Annotated in this window: 18 protein-coding genes and 2 tRNA genes; 10 read left to right on the top strand and 10 right to left on the bottom strand. The window is 55.3% G+C overall.

All coding sequences use genetic code 11. The annotated features are described in order from the left end of the window. Positions 1-462: 462 nt before the first annotated feature. From ACODR9_RS11170 to ACODR9_RS11125, 10 genes are all read right to left on the bottom strand, one after another. Positions 463-539: transfer RNA gene (locus ACODR9_RS11170), tRNA-Pro, on the bottom strand. A 33-nt stretch (positions 540-572) separates the two neighbouring features. Beyond that, a complete protein-coding gene (locus ACODR9_RS11165) occupies positions 573-923 on the bottom strand; it encodes a MerR family transcriptional regulator (RefSeq protein WP_488809338.1) in 351 nt (116 codons plus the stop codon). After that, complete coding sequence (locus ACODR9_RS11160) at positions 904-1,206, bottom strand: integration host factor subunit alpha (protein ID WP_045845169.1); 303 nt, start codon at positions 1,204-1,206, stop codon at positions 904-906. Before ACODR9_RS11160 ends, ACODR9_RS11165 begins: the two co-directional genes overlap by 20 nt. Positions 1,207-1,277: 71 nt before the next feature. Then, positions 1,278-3,650, bottom strand: coding sequence for a phenylalanine--tRNA ligase subunit beta (pheT, locus tag ACODR9_RS11155; RefSeq protein ID WP_488809337.1), 2,373 nt, complete (start codon positions 3,648-3,650; stop codon positions 1,278-1,280). Positions 3,651-3,669: 19 nt separating this feature from the next. Further along, complete coding sequence (gene pheS, locus ACODR9_RS11150; protein WP_045845171.1) at positions 3,670-4,653, bottom strand: phenylalanine--tRNA ligase subunit alpha; 984 nt, start codon at positions 4,651-4,653, stop codon at positions 3,670-3,672. 210 nt (positions 4,654-4,863) lie between these two features. Beyond that, on the bottom strand, positions 4,864-5,220 hold the full coding sequence (gene rplT, locus ACODR9_RS11145; RefSeq protein ID WP_103525121.1) for a 50S ribosomal protein L20: 357 nt from the start codon (positions 5,218-5,220) through the stop codon (positions 4,864-4,866). A 12-nt stretch (positions 5,221-5,232) separates the two neighbouring features. Continuing rightward, entirely contained in the window at positions 5,233-5,430 is a 198-nt protein-coding gene (rpmI, locus tag ACODR9_RS11140; protein ID WP_159875682.1) for a 50S ribosomal protein L35, read from the bottom strand. Positions 5,431-5,586: 156 nt separating this feature from the next. After that, the gene (gene infC, locus ACODR9_RS11135; RefSeq protein ID WP_488809335.1) at positions 5,587-6,111 is read right to left on the bottom strand and encodes a translation initiation factor IF-3; all 525 of its coding nucleotides are present in this window, start codon (positions 6,109-6,111) and stop codon (positions 5,587-5,589) included. A 38-nt stretch (positions 6,112-6,149) separates the two neighbouring features. After that, positions 6,150-8,051, bottom strand: a complete 1,902-nt coding sequence (thrS, locus tag ACODR9_RS11130) for a threonine--tRNA ligase (RefSeq protein WP_488809334.1) — start codon at positions 8,049-8,051, stop codon at positions 6,150-6,152. Between the two features lie 166 nt (positions 8,052-8,217). Next, positions 8,218-8,294 (bottom strand) — tRNA-Val (locus tag ACODR9_RS11125). Positions 8,295-8,515: 221 nt separating this feature from the next. Here ACODR9_RS11125 and tgt point away from each other — a divergent pair. From tgt to gmtX, 10 genes are all read left to right on the top strand, one after another. Beyond that, on the top strand, positions 8,516-9,631 hold the full coding sequence (tgt, locus tag ACODR9_RS11120; RefSeq protein WP_488809332.1) for a tRNA guanosine(34) transglycosylase Tgt: 1,116 nt from the start codon (positions 8,516-8,518) through the stop codon (positions 9,629-9,631). 129 nt (positions 9,632-9,760) lie between these two features. Next, positions 9,761-10,084: a preprotein translocase subunit YajC gene (gene yajC, locus ACODR9_RS11115; protein ID WP_488809331.1), complete on the top strand. Its 324-nt coding sequence runs from the start codon at positions 9,761-9,763 to the stop codon at positions 10,082-10,084. Between the two features lie 72 nt (positions 10,085-10,156). Beyond that, positions 10,157-11,998, top strand: a complete 1,842-nt coding sequence (gene secD, locus ACODR9_RS11110; protein WP_488809330.1) for a protein translocase subunit SecD — start codon at positions 10,157-10,159, stop codon at positions 11,996-11,998. A 14-nt stretch (positions 11,999-12,012) separates the two neighbouring features. Then, the gene (gene secF, locus ACODR9_RS11105) at positions 12,013-12,948 is read left to right on the top strand and encodes a protein translocase subunit SecF (RefSeq protein ID WP_488809329.1); all 936 of its coding nucleotides are present in this window, start codon (positions 12,013-12,015) and stop codon (positions 12,946-12,948) included. An 80-nt stretch (positions 12,949-13,028) separates the two neighbouring features. Further along, on the top strand, positions 13,029-13,673 hold the full coding sequence (locus tag ACODR9_RS11100; protein WP_488809328.1) for a DedA family protein: 645 nt from the start codon (positions 13,029-13,031) through the stop codon (positions 13,671-13,673). 78 nt (positions 13,674-13,751) lie between these two features. Beyond that, positions 13,752-15,650 (top strand): DNA mismatch repair endonuclease MutL, encoded by a 1,899-nt coding sequence (mutL, locus tag ACODR9_RS11095; protein ID WP_488809327.1) that lies wholly within the window; start codon positions 13,752-13,754, stop codon positions 15,648-15,650. Positions 15,651-15,898: 248 nt separating this feature from the next. Then, positions 15,899-16,453, top strand: a complete 555-nt coding sequence (locus ACODR9_RS11090; protein WP_488809326.1) for a thymidine kinase — start codon at positions 15,899-15,901, stop codon at positions 16,451-16,453. A 47-nt stretch (positions 16,454-16,500) separates the two neighbouring features. Next, a complete protein-coding gene (gene gmtY, locus ACODR9_RS11085; protein ID WP_488809325.1) occupies positions 16,501-17,901 on the top strand; it encodes a gamma-mobile-trio recombinase GmtY in 1,401 nt (466 codons plus the stop codon). Next, positions 17,894-21,013: a gamma-mobile-trio integrase GmtZ gene (gmtZ, locus tag ACODR9_RS11080; protein ID WP_488809324.1), complete on the top strand. Its 3,120-nt coding sequence runs from the start codon at positions 17,894-17,896 to the stop codon at positions 21,011-21,013. The genes gmtY and gmtZ overlap by 8 nt, the downstream gene beginning before the upstream one ends. After that, complete coding sequence (gene gmtX, locus ACODR9_RS11075) at positions 21,000-21,635, top strand: gamma-mobile-trio protein GmtX (protein WP_488809322.1); 636 nt, start codon at positions 21,000-21,002, stop codon at positions 21,633-21,635. Before gmtZ ends, gmtX begins: the two co-directional genes overlap by 14 nt. Positions 21,636-21,691 lie beyond the last annotated feature (56 nt).

Genomic DNA, 21,691 nt, shown 5'->3' with positions numbered 1-21,691 from the left:
CGACTCCAGAATGGCTGCTTTCTGATACAGAAGCAGCCATTGCTTAGATGGGGGGAATGACAGCTCTGGCCGAACTACTGACTCGACACCCTGCCTTCACGCAGGGTGTTTTCATTTTCGGGTAGTGGTAGAGCACGGAGAACTAGGACTTGACCACCCTCCTCCATCACAGGAAAAGGTAGCAGTAAGGAAGCGTTAGATTTTTGCGACCCGGTGACAAAAGAAGCGCAAATAGTGACAAAAACCCTGCAAATTAGCGGTGACAATAAAAGTGCAAACGAGTGCCAAAACTGCCGCAAAGTTACAGTGGCAAATAACTGCGCGAAAATGTGCAAATAAGGTCGCGACGCTACAAACTCGTGCTGAATTTATATTAGAAGTTCTTTTAATATCGCACGCTAGAAAACAAAAAAGCCATCCGTGTGTGGATGGCTTAAATGATTTATACCGCTAGTGTTCTTGTGGTCGGGGTGAGAAGATTCGAACTTCCGACCCCCTGCACCCCATGCAGGTGCGCTACCAGGCTGCGCTACACCCCGACTCAAGAGAAACGCATTGTAACCGTTTATTTACTATTTGCCAATACCTGAATCAAGCCAGTTCAAAATTGCTTCCAGCTCGGTCCGCACTTCCTGGGCGGTAATCGGGCGTTCCATTTCACCGCCGGCACCCAGCCGCTGGCGCGCGCCTTGAATGGTGAAACCATCGTCGTACAACAAGCCACGAATGCGGCGTACCAGCAGCACTTCGTGGTGCTGGTAATAGCGACGGTTGCCACGGCGCTTGACTAGACGCAGCTGGGAGAATTCCTGCTCCCAGTAGCGCAGCACATGCGGCTTAACTCCGGTCAGCTCGCTGACTTCGCTGATGGTGAAGTAGCGCTTGGACGGGATTGCCGGCAAATCAGCCTTGCTTGTTAGCATGGTATTGCTCAACCATTCCTTTGAGTTTCTGACTGGCGTGGAAGGTCACCACGCGGCGTGCCGTGATGGGAATTTCTTCCCCGGTCTTGGGATTACGGCCCGGACGTTGCGGCTTGTCACGCAGCTGGAAATTGCCAAATCCGGACAGTTTTACCGAATCGCCCGCTTCCAGTGCAATACGGATTTCCTCGAAAAACGTTTCTACCATGTCCTTGGCTTCACGCTTGTTCAGACCTACCTGGTCAAACAACAGGTCGGCCAACTCAGCCTTGGTCAAAGTCATGACTACCCCTTAACTTCTTGAATATACAGATGGAAGGCGGACATTATGCCACGCCTTCCGGCAATATTGGCTTACAGTCGCAGCTGGGCCGCGTGGCTGGCAGCAACGGCATCCAGCAGCTTCTGGATGGCTGGCTCGACATCTTCGTCAGTCAGGGTACGGGCATCATCCTGCAACACCACACGGAAAGCCAGGCTCTTCTTGCCCTCTTCCACACCCTTGCCACGATAGACATCAAACAAGGCCACTTCCTTCACCAGCGCGGATGCGTTCTGACGGAAAGTGTCCAGCATAGCAGCAACCGTTACCTGCTCGTCAACCACCAGCGCCAGATCGCGACGTACCGGCTGCAGCTTGCTGACCGGTTGAGCCTTGACGGCGGCACGTTGTTCGACAGCAGCCAAATCCAGTTCAAACAGCACCGGCGGCGTCGGCAGGCCATATTGCTGCGCCCACTTGGGATGCAGCTCACCCATTACGCCAATCATCTTGCCGTTCATGCTGATCTCGGCGCAACGGCCAGGATGGAAAGCCGGATGGCTGGCTTTGATAAAGCTGGCTTGCGCTGGCAGCAGCAGGGCTTCCACATCGGCTTTTACATCGTAAAAATCGATGCGTTCCGCCTTGGCACCCCATTGCTCGGCAACGCGCGGGCCCCATGCCAAACCAGCCACTTTTTCCGGCTGGGTGGTTTCGTCGGCCTTGCCCGCAGCATTCTTGCCAAACACGCGGGCTACTTCGAATACGCGCACGCGTGGCTGTTTGCGGTTGAGGTTGCCTTGCAGCACATTGACCAGGCCGCCAATCAGCGACGAGCGCATCACGCTCATTTGCGAGGCAATCGGGTTGATCAGGCGTACCGGGTCGGTATTACCGGCGAAGTCGCGCTCCCAGGCTTCTTCGACAAAGGCGTAGCTGACCACTTCCTGATAATCACGACCTGCCAGGAAATGGCGGATGTCTTCACGTGGGCGACGCTCTTCCGGCAGCGCCAGCATGCGCAGGCGGGCAGCCGGTGCTTCGTAGGGGATGGCATCGTAACCGTGTACGCGGGCCACTTCCTCGATCAGGTCTTCTTCGATCTCGATGTCGTAGCGGAAGGACGGTGCATGCACCAGGAAGCCATCTTCCAGCGTATCGAAAGCCAGGCCCAGACGCGCAAGAATGGTGGAAATCTGCTCGGCCGACAGGGTAATACCCAGCAGGCGGGCCACACGCGCGGTGCGAACTTTTACGCCATTGCGGGTTGGCAGCTCACCAAGCTGCTCATTCAGCGGACCGGCCTCGCCACCACAGATGGACAGCACCAGCTCGGTGGCGCGCTCCATGGCGGCACGTTGCAGTTCGAAATCCACGCCACGTTCGTAGCGGAAGGAAGAGTCGGAACCGAAGCCCCAGGCGCGGGCTTTACCGGCAATGGCTGCCGGAGCAAAGAAGGCACTTTCCAGCATGATGTCGGCGCTGGTGCTGGTGACACCGCTTTCTTCACCACCCATGATGCCGGCAATGGCCAACACCTTGGCGTCATCGGCAATCACCAGATTGTCTTCGGCCAGGGTGACGGTTTTCTCGTTCAGGCACAGCAGCTGATCGCCAGCCTTGGCCATGCGCACGGTGATACCACCGTTCAGCTTGGCCAGATCGAAGGCGTGCATCGGCTGACCTTGTTCCAGCAGCACATAATTGGTGACATCAACGATGGCAGAAATGGAACGCAGGCCGGAGCGCTCCAGACGGCGCTTCATCCAGTCCGGGGTCGGTGCGGCTGCATTCACACTGCGGATGACGCGGCCAATATAGCGACCACAGGCTTGCGGCGCAGTAATAGCCACCGGCACCACGTCGTCGATTTGCGGCGCGATAGCGGTGATGGCTTGCGGCTGCAGTGCAGCGCCAGTCAGCGCAGCGACTTCGCGGGCAATGCCCTTGATGGACAGACAGTCAGCACGGTTAGGAGTGATTTTCAGCGTAAACAGCTGATCGTCCAGACCCAGATAGTCGCGGATGTTCTGGCCCACCGGCGCATCAGCCGGCAGCAACATCAGGCCGTCCACATCTTCCGGTACGCCCAGCTCCTTGCCGGAACACAGCATGCCGCCGGACTCCACGCCGCGCATCTTGGTGGGCTTGATCTTGAAATCACCCGGCAATACCGCACCCGGCAGTGCAACCGGCACGCGCACACCGACGGCCACATTCGGTGCGCCACACACGATCTGCACCAGTTCGCCAGTACCAACGTCTACCTTGGTCACACGCAGGCGGTCAGCGTTTTCGTGCTTGACGCATTCCTTGACTTCGCCAATCACCACACCGCTAAACGCCGGTGCGGCGGCGGTGGTTTCTTCCACTTCCAGACCGGCCATGGTCAGCAGGTAGGACAGTTCCTCGCTGGAAAGGGAAGGATTAACCCAGTTTCTCAGCCATTGTTCGGAGAATTGCATTGTTTATCCCTGCCTGCGATTAATTGAACTGTTTGAGGAAGTTGAGATCGTTCTCAAAGAACAGTCGCAGGTCATTCACGCCATAACGCAGCATGGCGAAACGGTCCAGACCGATGCCGAAGGCAAAGCCGCTGTACTTTTCCGGATCGATATTCACATTGCGCAGCACATTGGGGTGCACCATGCCGCAGCCACCCACTTCCAGCCAGCCACGTTCGCCCAGCACGTCGATTTCGGCGGACGGCTCGGTGAAGGGGAAGAAGGACGGACGGAAGCGCACTTGCAGGTCGTCACGCTCGAAGAAGCGACGCAGGAAGTCGGTCACCACGGCCTTGAGGTCGGCAAAGGACACGCCCTCTTCCACCCACAGGCCTTCCATCTGGTGGAACATCGGCGAATGGGTGGCATCAGAGTCCACACGGTATACACGCCCCGGAGCCACAATCTTGATCGGCGGCTCGTTATTGAGCATGTAGCGCACCTGGATCGGGCTGGTATGGGTACGCAGCACATCACCACCTTCTACATAGAAGGTATCGGCCATGGCGCGGGCCGGGTGGTTTTCCGGAATGTTCAGTGCCTGGAAATTGTGGAAGTCGGTTTCGATTTCCGGGCCATCGGCCACCTGGAAACCCATGGAGCGGAACAGGGTGGCAATACGCTCCAGCGTCAGTGCCACCGGGTGCAGGCCACCGGTGGACAAGCCACGGCCCGGCAGGGTCACATCCAGCGACTCGGCCGCCAGCTGAGCTTCCAGCTTCTGGGCATTGATCAGGTCGCGGCGGGCATTGTGGGCGGTTTCGAAAGCCTGCTTGGCCACATTGATGGTGGCACCGGCGGCCTTGCGCTCCTCGGGAGGAAGCTTGCCCAATTGTTTGAGGAGTTCGGTCAGCTCGCCGCTCTTGCCGAGATAGCGCGCCTTGACCTGCTCCAGTTCGATGAGGTCGGACACTGCCTCGACGGCAGCCAGACCGGCTTGGAGAATCGCGTCAACGTTAGTCATTGGGTCTCACACCGTATGCGTCTTTCCGGCCTTTCGGCTAGCGATGTGGCACCCACTACACGACATCAGAGGTACCTTGCATCAACCGACAGACCGGAACAAAAAGGCTGACCACACTCATGGCAGTCTGGTCAACGCTCTTGCAACATCTTTACCACAGGCAAATGAAAAAAAAGGGAGGCATTAGCCTCCCCTTTTACAGTCTTGCTATCAAGCGAGGCTAGCTTTCGCCTTTTCAACGAGCTGAGCGAAAACCGGCTTGTCGAACACGGCCAGGTCGGCCAGGACCTTACGGTCGATTTCGATAGCAGCCTTCTTCAGACCGTTCATGAATTTGCTGTACGGCAGGCCGTTTTCACGCGCAGCGGCGTTGATACGGGCAATCCACAGCTGACGGAACTGACGCTTTTTCTGACGACGGTCGCGGTAGGCATATTGACCCGCCTTCATCACCGCCTGTTTGGCGATGCGATAGACGTTCTTGCGACGGCCGCGATAGCCTTTCGCCAGGGCAAGGATTTTCTTGTGACGAGCACGTGCGGTTACACCGCGTTTAACGCGTGGCATTATTCAGTCTCCTTATGCGTAGGGCAGCATGGCGCGAACAGAAGCCATGTTGGTAGCGTGTACCAGCGTGGTACCGCGCAACTGGCGCTTGTTCTTGGTGGTTTTCTTGGTCAGGATGTGACGCTTGAACGCATAAGAGCGTTTTACACCGCCATTGCCCAGCACGTTGAGACGCTTTTTCGCGCTCGACTTGGTCTTCATTTTCGGCATGGAAAACTCCTGCAGAATTTCTGAGTTAGATTAGACACAGGGTGACCCGAAGGTACTTGAAACCACTGCGTCACGCTTTTACGCAGGGCGTTACCGCCCCACAAAATCAACACGGCAGGGTAGACCCTGCCGTATCGAGGAAACGATTATACCCGATTATTTCTTTTTCGGGGCAATCATCATCACCATTTGACGACCTTCCAGCTTGGGAAACTGCTCCACTGTCGCAATTTCAGCCAAATCAGCCTCAACACGCTTGAGCAGTGCCAGACCGATGTCCTGGTGAGCCATTTCACGACCACGGAAACGCAGGGTGATTTTGGCTTTGTCGCCTTCATTGAGGAAACGGATCAGGTTACGCAGCTTGACGTTGTAGTCGCCATCATCAGTGCCCGGACGGAACTTGATTTCCTTGATCTGGACCTGTTTCTGCTTCTGCTTGGCTTCGTGACGCTTCTTCGACTGTTCGTACTTGAACTTGCCGTAGTCCATCAGCTTGCAGACCGGGGGCTGAGCGGTCGGGGAAATTTCCACCAGATCCACATCATTTTCCTCGGCCAGTGCCATTGCCTCACGCAGACTGACAACGCCAATCTGCTCACCTTCCATACCTACCAGACGAATCTCGCGAGCGGTAATCTCGCCGTTAATCCGTGCTTCGCGTTCCTGAGCTATAGCCAAATCTCCTATTAATCTATCAAATGCCTGCCGTTGCCGGATCAGGCCTCGGGCATCTCAGCCTTGAGGCGGGCAATGAATGCATCCAGCGTGAGCTGACCCAGGTCTTCACCACGGGCGCGCACGGCAACCAGTTCGCCTGCTTTTTCCTTGTCGCCCACGATGATCTGGTACGGCAGCTTTTGCAGACTGTGCTCGCGGATTTTATAGCCGATCTTCTCGTTTCTCAAGTCAAGATCAACGCGGAAGCCTTGTTTCTTCAATGTTTCCGCGATTTGTGCAGCATAATCCGCCTGCGCTTCGGTGATATTCATCACCACCATCTGTACCGGAGCCAGCCACAAGGGGAAAGCACCGGCGTGGTTTTCAATCAGAATACCCAGGAAGCGTTCCAGCGAACCGAGTGCTGCGCGGTGCAGCATGACCGGGCGCTTGCGGCTGTTGTCATCAGCCACATATTCGGCATCCAGACTTTCCGGCAGCATGAAGTCCAGCTGCAAAGTACCACACTGCCAGGAGCGACCCAGCGCATCCTTAACGTGATATTCAATCTTGGGGCCATAGAACGCGCCCTCGCCCGGCAACTCCTCCCAGGCAACACCGCAGGCTTGCAGCGCTTCACGCATGCCTTGCTCGGCCTTGTCCCAGGTTTCTTCAGCACCCAGACGTTTTTCCGGACGCAGCGCCAGCTTGATCGACACCTTGTCAAAACCAAAGCGCTCGTACACTTCCATCACCAGACGATGAAAGTCCTTGGCTTCCTGGTTGATCTGATCTTCAGTGCAGAAGATATGGCCATCATCCTGTACAAAACCGCGTACGCGCATGATGCCGTGCAGCGCACCACCCGGCTCGTTACGGTGACAGGAGCCAAACTCGGCATAACGCAGCGGCAGGTCACGGTAGGAACGCAGGCCGCTGTTGAAAATCTGGATATGACCCGGGCAGTTCATCGGCTTGACAGCGTAGTCGCGCTTTTCCGACTCGGTGATGAACATGTTTTCCTTGTAGTTTTGCCAGTGACCTGACTTCTTCCACAATTCCACATCCATCATCATCGGCGTACGAACTTCCTGATAGCCCTCTTTCACCAGCTTGCCGCGCATGTATTGCTCGACGTTCTGCCACAGCTGCCAGCCCTTAGGGTGCCAGAACACCATGCCCGGTGCTTCGTCCTGCAGGTGGAACAGGTCCAGCTGCACACCCAGCTTGCGGTGGTCGCGCTTTTCCGCCTCTTCCAGCATATAGAGGTAGGCTTCCAGGTCTTCTTTCTTGGCCCAGGCCGTACCGTAGATACGCTGCAGCATTTCGTTCTTGCTGTCGCCGCGCCAGTAAGCACCGGCCACCTTCATCAGCTTGAACACCTTGAGCTTGCCGGTGGACGGCACGTGCGGGCCACGACACAGGTCGGTGAATTCACCCTCGCGATACAGGCTCAGCACCTGATCCGCAGGAATGGACTCGATGATCTCGGCCTTGTAAGCCTCGCCAATGCTCTTGAAGTAAGCCACCGCCTCATCACGCGACAACTCGTAGCGCTCGACCGGAATGTCCTTCTTGGCCAGTTCGCTCATCTTCTTTTCGATGGCCGTCAGGTCTTCCGGGGTAAACGGGCGCTTGTAGGCAAAGTCGTAATAGAAACCGTTTTCGATTTCCGGCCCGATGGTGACCTGCGCCTCCGGGAACAACTCTTTCACGGCATAAGCCAGCAAGTGAGCGGTGGAGTGGCGAATGATGCCAAGGCCATCAGCATCCTTGTCGGTCACGATGGCCAGGTCGGCATTGCGGTCGATGCTGTACGAGGTATCCACCAGCACGCCATCAACGCGGCCTGCCAGCGCAGCGCGCGCCAGACCGGTACCGATGGACGCAGCCACTTCATGAACCGTTACCGGTTTGTCGAAGGATCGAACCGAGCCGTCAGGCAGGCGAATGTCAGGCATGTCAACTCCAAACAGGGCGTAATATCGTTGCGAAGAGTAAAAAAAAAAGAGCGGCCTGAGCCGCTCTTTTTTGCATGGTACAACCCGCAAGGCTCAGCTAACGTGAGAATGTCGGGTTGTGGTAGTTCGCCAGTGTTTCATCTGGGATAACTCCATGCTGTGTATTTGGTAGGCACGATTGGACTCGAACCAACGACCCCCACCATGTCAAGGTGGTGCTCTAACCAGCTGAGCTACGTGCCTGTCGTCGAGTTGGCAATACTAAATGCCCGACGACGAAAAAGCAAGCCCGGGCAAAGACAATCGGCAAAATGCGGCGCCACTGCGCATCGTCATCCCCAATGCAAGCCGACGCCATCAAATACGGCGCAGTAAACGGTTTTTCCCTGTCACCGTAGCAACAGCACGCCCTCCCACTGCTTGCTGTATACTAGCGCGCTGATTTTGCATAACAAATACACCCCATGCTGAAGTTTACCGTACACAAAACATCCGGCGGCGCGCGTCGCGGGACGCTGGAACTCAACCACGGCACCGTGGAAACCCCGGTTTTTCAGCCGGTAGGCACCTATGGCTCAGTCAAGGCCATGAGTCCGGTAGAGCTGAATGACATCGGCGCCCAGATCATTCTGGGCAACACCTTTCACCTGTGGCTGCGCCCAGGCCTGGAGGTGATCGAGCAGTTTGGCGGCCTGCACGAATTCATCGGCTGGGACAAACCCATTCTGACTGACTCGGGCGGCTTTCAGGTGTTCAGCCTGGCCGACATGCGCAAGCTGACCGAGGAAGGCTGCACCTTCCAAAGCCCGATCAACGGCAACAAGCTGTTCTTGAGCCCGGAAATCTCGATGAAAATCCAGACCGTGCTCAATTCAGACATCGTGATGCAGCTGGACGAATGCACGCCGGGCCAGGTGGATCATGCTACTGCGCAAAAATCACTGCAGATGAGCCTGCGCTGGGCGGAGCGCTCGCGCCGTGCCTTTGACGACCTGAAAAATCCCAATGCTCTGTTTGGCATCGTGCAAGGCAATCTGTATACCGACTTGCGCCAGGAATCGCTGGAGGGCTTGATGCAGGTGGGCTTTGATGGCTACGCCATCGGAGGCCTGTCGGTGGGCGAGCCAAAGCCGGAAATGTACCGCATGCTGAACGAGCTGAACGGCATGCTGCCGGCTGACAAGCCGCACTACCTGATGGGCGTGGGCACACCGGAAGACCTGGTGCACGGCGTGGCCAACGGTATCGACATGTTCGACTGCGTCATGCCCACCCGTAATGCCCGTAATGGCTGGATCTTTACCCAGTACGGCGACGTGAAGATCAAGAACGCGCGCTACAAGGATGACAAAAAACCGCTGGACGAAGAATGTGGCTGCTATGCCTGCCGCAACTTCAGCCGCGCCTATCTGCACCACCTGCACCGCGTGGGCGAAATCCTGGGCGCACGCCTGAACACCATTCATAACCTGTACTACTACCAGGAACTGATGCGCGAAATGCGCAAGGCAATCGAGGAAGACCGCTTTGCCGACTTCCGCCTGGAGTTTGCCGCCAAGCGCGCACGCGGCGTGGCATAAGTGCGGGAACCGCCTGCTTTGGCGGCGAGTCAGAGCCTGCGGGCATACCCAACGGTTGGAAAAGAAACGCAGCGTGGCTACAATGGCCCGTTTGTATTAACAACACTTAAATAACAAAGGGAGCAAACAATGCCCTTCATCGATAAAGCTTTCGCCGCTGGTGCTGCACCGGGTGGTTTTGACATCATGTCTTTTCTGCCCATGATCGTCATTTTCGTACTGTTCTGGTTTCTGATGGTTCGTCCGCAGCAGAAGAAAATGAAAGAACACCAGAAGATGCTGTCAGAAATCCAGAAGGGTGACGAAGTTATTACCCAGGGCGGCATACTGGGCCGCGTAGTAAAGTCCGGTGAGCAGTTTCTGACCCTGGAAATCGCCAATGGCGTGGAAATCAATGTGCAGCGCCCGGCCGTTACCGGCAAGGTGGAAAAGGGCACGCTGAAGTCCCTGTAATTCCCCAGCATGGCCGTCAGCCCGGAACCTCCGGATGACGGCCAGTTTCGTTTCCTAGCTCCGATATCACTCATGAACCGCTATCCTCTCTGGAAATACCTCGTCATTGCGGTAGCCCTGATCATTGCCACGATCTACACGCTACCCAACTTTTACGGCGAGACTCCCGCGGTACAGGTCTCCAGCACCCGCCAGTCCATTCCGGTGGACACCGCCCTGATGGGCCGCGTGGAAGAGGCTCTGAAAGCCCAGAACATCAGCCCGGACGGTCTTTACCTGGACGGCAGCAGCCTGAAGATCCGCTTCAAGGATGCCGACACCCAGATCAAGGCGCGCGATGCCATCCAGCACGCCCTGGGTGACAGCTACATCATCGCGCTTAACCTGCTGCCAGCATCCCCGCAGTGGCTGGCCGACCTGAAGGCCTACCCCATGTTCCTGGGTCTGGACTTGCGCGGTGGCGTGCATTTCCTGCTGCAGGTGGACATGCAGGCGGCCATCGATAAAACCATGGAACGCTACGCTGGCGACATCCGCCGCGAGCTGAAGAACAAGCAAGTGCGCTACGGCACCATCAAGCGCAATGGCAATGTGCTGGAAGTGCAGCTGCGTGACGCCGACACCCTGAAGGCTGCGCAGGCAGTGGTCAGCCGCACCCTGCCCACCCTGGTACTGAACAGTGACGATGCCGCTTACAAGCTGACTGCCACGCTGAAGCCTGAAGAGGTCATCAAGATTCAGGGCGATGCCGTCAAGCAGAACATCTCCACCCTGCACAACCGGGTAAACGAGCTGGGTACTTCTGAACCCATCATCCAGCAGGCTGGCCCCAACCGCATCGTGGTTGAGCTGCCGGGTATTCAGGATACCGCCCGCGCCAAGGACATCATCGGCCGTACCGCCACACTGGAAGTACGCATGGTGGAAGACGACCAGGGCAAGGTCAATGATGCACTGGCTGGCAACATTCCGGCGGGTTACGACCTGCTGGATGAAGCCACCTCGCATGGCGACAGCAAGATCCTGGTGAAGAAGGACGTGGAACTGACCGGCGACAACATCAACGACGCGCAAGCGGGCTTTGATGAAAACGGCGCCCCGGCGGTACACATCAATCTGGATTCCACCGGCGCTTCCATTTTCCGTCAGGTGACTGCCGAAAACATCGGCAAGCGCATGGCGATGATTCTGGTAGAAAAAGGCCGTGCCGAAGTGGTGACTGCCCCGGTGATCCGTTCGGAAATCGGTGGTGGCCGCGTGCAGATCTCCGGCAGCATGAACCCGGCTGAAGCCAATGACACCGCCCTCTTGCTGCGTGCCGGTTCGCTGGCCGCACCGATGAACATCATCGAAGAGCGCACCGTTGGCCCGAGCCTGGGCAAGGAAAACATTGATAAGGGCTTCCACTCCACCCTGTGGGGCTTTGCTGCCATCGCAGTGTTCATGGTGATCTACTACGGCGTGTTTGGCGTGTTCTCGGCCATCTCGCTGGCGGTCAACGTGTTCCTGCTGCTGGCCATCCTGTCTATCCTGCAGGCCACGCTCACCCTGCCCGGCATTGCCGCCATCGCGCTGGCGCTGGGTATGGCGATTGATGCCAACGTGCTGATCAACGAGCGTATCCGTGAAGAGCTGCGCAATGGCGTACCGCCGCACTCGGCCATCCAGGCCGGTTACGGTCACGCCTGGGCAACGATTCTGGACTCCAACGTCACCACCCTGATTGCCGGTCTGGCCTTGCTGATTTTCGGCACCGGCCCGGTGCGCGGTTTTGCCGTGGTGCACTGCATCGGTATTCTGACCTCCATGTTCTCCGCCGTGCTGGTTTCGCGCGGTCTGGTGAACCTGTGGTACGGCCGCCGTCGCAAACTGACCTCGCTGGCCATTGGCCAGGTGTGGAAACCTGAGAAATAAGGACAGGACAGACAATGGAGCTTTTCCGCATCAAACGGGACATCCCGTTCATGAGCTACGGCAAGCTGACCACGGCAATCTCGCTGGTCACCTTCATTCTTGCCGTGTTCTTCCTGGCCACACGCGGTCTTAACTACAGTGTCGAATTCACTGGCGGCACGGTACTGGAAGTGCAGTACCAGCAGTCGGCCGACCTTAATTTGATCCGCGATTCGGTCGACAGCCTGAAGCTGGGCGAAGCCACGGTGCAAAGCCTGGGCAGCAGCAGTGATGTGATGATCCGCCTGCCCAACAAGCCGGGCACCACCTCCGCCCAGCTATCGGACAAGGTGATGAGCCTGCTCAAGGCCAAGGACAGCACCGTGCAGCTGCGCAAGGTGGACTTTGTCGGCCCCAGCGTGGGTGAGGAGCTGGTGACCCACGGCCTGACTGCCGCCATTCTGGTGTGTCTGGGCATCATGGCCTACCTGGCGCTGCGCTTTGAATGGCGCTTTGCCGTGTCGGCCATCATCGCCAACATGCACGACGTGGTGATTATTCTTGGCTGCTTTGCCTTCTTCCGCTGGGAATTCTCGCTGACCGTACTGGCCGGTGTGCTGGCGGTACTGGGTTACTCGGTGAACGAATCGGTGGTGGTGTTTGACCGTATCCGGGAAAACTTCCGCAAACCCGGCCTGCGTGGCAAAACCACGGCCAGCATCATCGACAACGCCATTACCGCCACCATGAGCCGTACCATCATCACCCACTTTTCTACTGAGATGATGGTCGTGTCGATGCTGGTTTTCGGCGGCCCGGCGCTGCACGGTTTTGCCATGGCGCTGACCATCGGCATCATCTTCGGCATTTACTCCTCGGTGCTGGTGGCCAGCCCGATCGCACTGTGGCTGGGTGTCAGCCGCGAGCACATGATCAAGCCGACCAAACCGAAAGAAGAAGCAGTGGTCTGAGCCTGACCCTGCACTTGCTGTCACGACTGGCCGGCTTGTCCGGCCAGTTTTTCATCCCACCCAGATCAATACGGACCCCCATGGAAGCCATCACTTTTCTGCTCGACTTCATCCTGCATATCGATGTCCACCTTGCCCAATTGGTGGCCCAGTACGGGGTATGGATTTATGCCATCCTATTCCTGATCATTTTTTGCGAAACCGGCCTGGTGGTCACGCCCTTCCTGCCGGGCGACTCGCTGCTGTTCGTTGCCGGCGCACTCGCCGCCATGGGCAAGATGGATATACACATGCTGGTGCTGCTGCTAACCGTGGCCGGCATCCTGGGCAATACCACCAACTACACCATCGGCAAACTGCTGGGCGCACGGCTGTTACAACGTTTTCCACGGTTGATCAAACCGGAATACCTGGCCAAAACCCACGCCTTTTACGACCGTCACGGCGGCAAAACCATCATCTTCACCCGCTTTGTGCCCATCATCCGTACCTTTGCGCCCTTCGTGGCGGGCATTGGCAGCATGGGCTATCGCCAGTTCACCGTGTACAACGTCGCCGGGGCGGTATTGTGGGTGGCCGGTTTCTGCTACGCCGGTTACTTCTTTGGCAACCTGCCTTTCGTACGCAAAAACCTGGAACTGCTGATCTTCGGCATCATCATTGTGTCCTTCCTGCCCGCCATTATTGAATTCTGGCGGCACAAGCGCGCGGCACAGCGCCAGTAAGCCCTACCCGCTCCCGCCTGCAGCGGCGGGAGCATTGCCCTACCCTTCCTGCCCGTCCGGCATTATCATCCTTGGCCTATGAAACGCATTCACAAGCTCCCAGATCACCTGATCAACCAGATTGCCGCTGGCGAGGTGGTGGAACGCCCGGCTTCTGCGCTGAAGGAAATGCTGGAAAACAGCCTGGATGCCGGTGCCAGCAAGATCACCGTCGACTTGGCCCAGGGTGGCATCAAGCTAATCCGCGTCACTGATAACGGCGGCGGCATTGCGGCGGATGACTTGCCGCTGGCACTGGACCGCCACGCCACCAGCAAGATTGCCTCGCTGGATGAGCTGGAACAGGTAGGCACGCTGGGCTTTCGCGGTGAAGGGCTGGCCAGCGTCGCCTCCGTGTCGCGCCTCACCCTCACCAGTCGCCCGCACGCTGCCGAGCACGCCTACCAGATCATCGCCATCGACGGCGCACTGCACCCGGTAGAGCCCGCAGCGCACGCCCCCGGCACCAGCGTGGAAGTGGTGGACCTGTACTTCAACACCCCGGCGCGGCGCAAATTCCTAAAAAGTGAAAACACCGAATACGCCCACTGCGAGGCCACGTTCGAGCGCATTGCGCTGGCGCATCCGCAGGTGGAATTCATGCTGCGCCACAATGGCAAGGTAATCTGGCGCTTGCCTGCGCAGGACATGCAGGCACGGGCGGCAGTGCTGCTGGGCAAGGATTTCATTGCCGAAGCCATCACGGTGGAAACCGCCGCAGGCAGCATGACGCTGAGTGGCTTTGTCGGCTCGCCCACCTATTCCAAGGCCAGCCGCGACGCACAGTATTTTTATGTGAATGGCCGCTTTGTGCGTGATAAAACCGCCCAGCACGCGCTGCGTCAGGCTTACCGCGATGTACTGCATCACGACCGCCACCCGGTGTATGCGCTATTCCTGTCGATGGACCCGGCCGGGGTGGACGTCAATGTCCACCCCACCAAGATCGAGGTGCGCTTTCGCGAAAGCCAGGCCATTCACCAGTTTCTGTTTCACAGCATCAACAAGGCACTGGCAGCCACCACAGCGGGCAGCAGCAGCCCGGTACCGGCGCAGGGCGACATCAACACCAGCGCCAGTAGCACCGAGCCGCAAGCCGCCCTGTTTCCGCCGCGCAACCCGGCACCGGTATCTACTGGCAGCAGCCACACCCCGGCGCGGCCCTTCAGCTATCAGCAACAAAGCATCCCCTTGCATGTCGCCCGTGAAGCCATCGGCACTTACGACAAGATGTTTTCCGGCCTGCGCGAAGAAGAAAGCCGTCTTGCCGACAGCACCCCGCAGCAGCAGCCGGGCTTGCCCGCCATGCTGTCACCAACGCAGTTGCAGGCACTGCCGCAAGCCAGCGAGGGCATTCCGCCACTGGGCTTTGCGCTGGCCCAGTTGCACGGCGTGTATATCCTCAGCCAATGCGAGGACGGGCTGATTGTGGTGGACATGCACGCCGCCCACGAACGCATTGTCTACGAACGGCTGAAAACCGCACTGGAAGCCGACACCATCCCGATGCAGCCCTTGCTGCTGCCGGTATCGTTTGCCGCCGACCGCATGGAAGTGGCCACCGTGCACGAGCATGGCGAGCAGATGAAACAACTGGGGGTGGAGCTGGCACCCCTATCCCCCACCCAGATTGCGGTGCGCGGCGTACCAGTGTGGCTGCAGGACGGCAACCCGGTGGATCTGGCCCGCGCCGTACTGAAGGATGTGCGCGAGTTCGGCCTCAGCCAGGTGCTGACCGAGCGCCGCAATGAGCTGCTGGCCACCATGGCCTGCCACGGCGCAGTACGCGCCAACCGCCAGTTGACGCTGACCGAAATGAACGCGCTGCTGCGCGATATGGAAAACACCGAACGCTCCAACCAGTGCAATCATGGCCGCCCCACCTGGTCGCGGCTGAGCATGAAAGACCTGGACAATCTGTTCATGCGCGGGCGCTGAACCACACCAGACAACAAGACAGAACACGTATGGCCAAATTGTTTTTCCGCTATGCCGCCATTATTCATCCCTATTGAAGATACATAGTTCTATGGAGTATTGCCGTTCAGGCACAGATTGTAAGCGCTAGCCTCTGGCACACGAGCTGAAGCAATGCATTGTAAAATTCATTGCCATACCCTAATCTTACAAACAATGACACTTGAACTATTCGCTCAAGTGCGACAGTTTTGAGTTAAAGGAATGCCATGGCCCGTATGTTCTATAGGTACTCGGCGATGAACGCCGGTAAGAGCACATATCTTCTCCAAGTTGCACACAATTACAACGAGAACGGGAATGATGTTTTTCTGCTGACGTCTGCTTTGGATGGGCGGGATGGTTTTGGAGTAATAGCATCTCGAATCGGATTGCGCCGGGAAGCAGTGGCATACACCCCAGACACCAACTTCAATGAATTACTCAAGGATGTAACTGTTGCGTGCGTTCTGATTGATGAAGCTCAATTCCTCACTTTTGAGCAAGTTCGTCAGTTACACCAGTGGGTTCATACCCGGGGGATACCAGTGATGTGCTTCGGCATTCGCTCAGACTTTCAGGGAAATCCCTTTCCAGGTTCAGCTGCACTTCTGACACTTGCCGATGACCTCGAGGAAATTCGAACGGTGTGTGCATGCGGTAAGCGCGCTACTATGAACATTCGCACGACAGAAACCGGTGTGAGGATACGAGAAGGGGTGCAGGTACTGATTGGCGGGAACAATCGCTATCGCCAAGTATGTGCCAAGTGTTTCTATAATTGACTACCCTCATCCCAACGGGCTTCTAGCCGGTTGGGATTTCTAATGCCATGTTCGTATCAACTAAAGTTAAAGTCATCACTGACGAAACGGGAGCATATGTTGAGGTCCCGGGCTTGCTAACTCCCGTAGGAATCTTGACCCCATTGCTCGACTACATCCTTGCTCGACAGCATGCACGGAGCATTGCCTGGATGAGCAAGGTCGTACGGTCCGTCCAGATGTTCCTGGAATACCTACAGGCCAACCCTCAGCAACACGATACACCGCTGCTATTCAACAATTTTGCTCAACGCCTGTACAGCGGTACATTCGACCGGATAACAGGCCTAGACGGGAGTGGCCTCTGCTGGAGCCCCCGTTCAAATGCAGATGCGCGCAATATCATCTCAGACCTGACATTATTCTTTGATTGGATGGTAGAGAATAACCTGACAGCCACTGCTTTAAATCCGAAAGTGAAGGCAAATATTTATGACATGTATTGGCGTAGACTTGCTCAGCAATATAGAAGAGACAACGCCCTTCTAGGCCATCTGTGGTCAAACAATGACAGTATTCCACAAGCTCGTAAGGTTCCCTCACGCCACGCCCCATTGGTGTCCCGAGCGGAGCCACCCGCATTCCCTGATGACCGATTCTGGGACCTTGTTACAAAAGGCTTCAAGGTTGGCAATCGGATTGACTATCGCGCAATTTTGATTACGCTCCTGCTCCATGCTGCAGGTTTTCGGGAGTCGGAGCCTTTCCATCTGTTCATCGAAGACGTTATTCCAGACCCACGTAATCCGAAGACAGCTCTAGTTCGTATTCACCATCCATCAGAGGGGTTTGCACCTGACAGTTGGCGAGATGCATTAGGACGCTCTCGGCGCGGTAATCGTGCCACTTACCTGGCTGAGAAATTTGGCCTGACACCGCGCGATGCAATGCTGGATACGCGCCAAGCCGGCTGGAAAGGCGGGCTACACGATGGTAAATATTACAAGCAAGCTCACTGGTTTGAGCCGGAATATGGCGAGCTATTTCTTGCGGTCTGGCAAAAATATCTACATCAAGTTGCTAGCGTTGCCCGCACCCATCCGTTTGCACTCGTCAACCTCACGCGCGAACCGCTCGGTGGAATGTGCACCATCGCTCAGTATCGGAAGGCTCATGCCTTAGCCTGTAGGCGCATTGGCTTGAAAGTTGCCAAACACCTCGGAACAACACCTCATGGCCACCGCCACGCATATGGTCGTCGGCTAGCCAAGGCCGGGGTGGATAAAACTATGATTCGTCGCTTCATGCACCATTCTTCGATGGAAAGCCAGGAAGTGTACACACAGCCCTCGTCAACAGAAATCCAGCTCGCCCTTGAAAGTGCTGCAGACAAACTTGCACATATCGTAAATACACCTCCGGTGATATCTATGACTCAACTTCTTGGACTGGAGGTAGCAGGTGATTAAGGTACGACATCCAGATGCAGTTCTTGCAGCACTACTAGCTAGTAAGCCTGCTGTAGATATGCGTGTTAAATTGGAAGCCATTCATACTTTATGTAAATTGCGATTTGAGTCTAACGAGCGGGACTTCTCGCTCCCGGTTATCGGCCGACTGGTAACGGAAAAGGGTCTAATGAATGGCAGAACTCTAGAGAATAAAACCGCAGTACGCTATCGAGACCTAATTGGTGCATGGCAACAATATTCTGACCACCAATGGCTGGGTGATAAAACTACGCTACCTGACTCACATCCAGATGCTCTACTGATGGCGATTTTAGCCAAAAATGAATTTAAGTCTAATAGAAAAAAAACACTGCGCGCATTTCACGAAATGTGCAACCGTCACCATGCAACAGGCACTCTTGATTGGTCAATCAAGACCATCAGCCAACTATGTGAAGCGCAAGGCATCATGAGTCGGTCCTCCTTGGTTAACTCCGAATTCCAAGAATTTCGAAGTTTACTATCGGCATGGAATGATTACTCCCGGCCGTGGCTGCACAACCAACCGACACCCGAAGCGCCCACCCGAAGATTACAGAAAAGTCATGACCTAACTCTAGAATGGGTAAAACGAGACCTCCCAGAATTCGTTGAGTGGCGTGCATTGGCTGCAGAGTGGCTATCGAGTGCTGGAGCTGGCCTTAACCAACGTATCTCTGCTATCACTGCTTTTTTCAAACGCTACCTAGCTCATCCGGATGTACCTAAAACTCCTGCCACTTTACTTGCGAGAGGAGCCACATTTCCCGATTTTGTTACAACAGTAGGCATCAGCTCAAATTCTAGCATTGGCTACAACAATCAAATATTTTCATTCTTACAGTGGGTACTGGTTAGGGACTTCAGCGATACCACTGACGATGGCGAAAAGGTAATTTCACCTGCATTCAGAAACCCAGTGAAGTTCTTATCTAAAACTGGAAGTCCCACACCAGACGAAAGCGTTAGAGCGCCCTTACCTTACGGTTTTGTACATGAATTACGACATATTTTGGCTGAAGGACCCTCCTTCAAAGATTGGAAATTTGCTCAAACAGCACTTGGTGTGGCACCTGGCGAAAAGGGTGCACCGGGAAGGGATTGGTTCGAAGTTCCGCAAAGTACTATAGACCAGAATGACCCTGACTGCGTATGGCGCATACGCAAGAACAAAGAAGGTAAAACAGTCTACCAAATCTGGAGCCCTGTCCGATGGACCGCTGTTCTTATCAAATTGCTCTTGCCACTTCGTACCCTACAGGTTCGTATGCTGGACTCTGGCGAGTCAGATACTTGGATATGTAGTAATGGTATCTGGTCAGAAAATCACCATCCCTTGGCAGTAGCCAATCAAGGCAAGCTTTGGCAGCAGGGAGTTCTACATAGAAGCATTAATTCTAACGGAAACAACCTAGAATCTATCCTGTTGTACATCAATACAAACAAAACAGCAGACCAAGCCAAATCAGGGCCAAATAAGGGCTATATAATTCCATGGTTTGTAGCAAAGGATGATATCGAAAACGTCTTTTACTGGCTTGAGAAATTACGAAATTGGCAAGAAAAATATAATCCGATTACACAGAGAACAGCGTGGTCAGAATTGGATGGGAGGCATATCAACGCCAAGAGCGCTTCACAGTTAGCAAGCTACCCTGACGCGTGTTTTCTGTTTCGGATGGCTGAACTAGATGGGGATGACCGTCGGCTCCCGATATCCGATGGGGTTATAAGTTCTGCATGGGAGAATCTGCTCGAGGAATTAGATGCACGGCTGGCTGCGCGTAATGAAACTCATGCAGATGGAAGTCGTATTCGACTGGTGGAACGTGATGAACTTGGCAGATTGGTACCAGAATTCCCCTTACATAGCCTTCGTGTTTCATTGGTGACTGCGCTGGCCCTGGAAGGTGAAGTTCCATTTCCCATCCTGCAAAAGCTCGTTGGGCATAGCCGTCTTGTGATGACGCTCTACTACACCAAACCAGGTCACGAAAAGATTGAAGCCGTGCTCTCAGAGGCTGCGAAGCGCTTAGAAGCAGTCAAGGAACGCAGTATCCAAGAATTCTTGCTCAATACTGAGCACGAAAAACTCATCGAGCTAGCAATTTGCAACAGTACCAATAGCTTGACTGCCACCGTCCCGATGCACACATCCGCTAGAAATGCAGCAGGCTGGATGCTGATGCATCATGGACTGTGTCTGGTAGGAGGAAATACCAGCGAGCTGGAAGACAACCGTAAAATTGGTGGCTGCTATAACGGAGGCCCTGACATCGGCACTCCCGGCAGAACAATCCACGGCCCTGTACCTGGCGGCAGTCGAAACTGTACGAGGTGTCGATGGTTCGTCACAGAACCCCATTACCTTCCCGCACTAACTGCCCATTTCAATACATTGGCATACCATTTCGACGAGGCTCGTAACAGAGCGATGGATTCGGAACAAAAGCTGCAGGACTTGAAACGATTGAAAGCAAAAATAGAAGACGATACTGATACATCTCCTTTCCTTCAGCTCAAAGAATTGCGCCAAGCTGAACGTCTCTGGGAGTCTGCGATGAAGCACTTCAGTGACTTAGCCGAAGACCTTGTCTCTTGCTGGCGGCTCATAGAACGTTGTAAAACCGTGCTGGCCAAGGGGCCAGACGATGGGATGCAGCTTATTCTGCAAGGCTCTGCCGCGGACATACAGGTAGTATTCGAAGAAACTGAATCGGAGCTGTTGCAGCTCGCTGGCGTTTGCGAGTATCTCGAACTCTACCCAGATTTAGACTCGAGCAAAGCGGTAATTCGTCGCAGCCAATTATTAGACTCGGCCCTTTATAACGAGGGGCTACCTCCTGTATTTATGCGTCTTTCAGAGGAGCAGCAACTGCAAGTTGGTAATGCATTCATGGCTAAGCTAGCACAGGTTGCCAACCCTGGAAATCTGCACCTCGGAAAGCGTGCAGTAATCTCTGCTATCGATGCTGGTGAAAAGCTAAGCGTGCACCTTGGCATCGAGCCATCTGAGATTTTGTCTTTTTCTCCGCTGACTTCACCAACTAAAACCATCATTTTGAGCATATCTGAAAATGACAAAATCTGAGCACCCGGATACTATTCTGCGCCAGTTTCTTGAGAAAAATCCTCGCCCGCAAAAGGTGAGAAATCTCCAAGCTATTCACGAGATTTGCCGTACTAACTATGAAGCCGGCAACCATGACTTCTCTGTATCTGCGATAGGGAAGCAATGCGAAGAACACCGTCTATTGAAAGCTCGTGGGCTATACAACGCACCACTTGCTGATTATCGTGCACTGATTGAAGCCTGGTCAGCTTATGCAGGACCAGCCACTCCCAAGCCAAAACAACAGCTGGCTACAGAAGACTACGTTACTCGCATTGAGGACCCTGCCATCCGAATGTTAGTACAAGGTGTCATTGCAGAGCGAAATAAACTGAAAGCACAACTCAATACTCTGAAATCAGCAACCACCATTGTGGTAGACAGAAGACCCATGGAGACTGACAACAGTCGCACAAAGCCTAACTACGCCAAGGGGCTAACAGACTCAGAGCGCCAAGCGCTCATTAAAGCCGTATCTGCTGATTTTCTAACAGAGCAAGGCTGGCAAGAAACGGACCTCGGCGAGGTTATCAACACTAAAGGCCGAACTGTGTTTGACCCTGGTTTTACAACCGGATTAAGAAAGCTGTTGGGGCAATAAGGAACCGTAGTCCGGGCTGACCTAGCCATAGGTTAGCCCGGACTACGGTTCCGCCA

The organism is Aquitalea sp. FG25 (assembly GCF_057809375.1).
The sequence above is the reverse complement of the archived record's forward strand: the minus strand, read 5'-3'. Positions and strand labels throughout refer to the sequence as shown.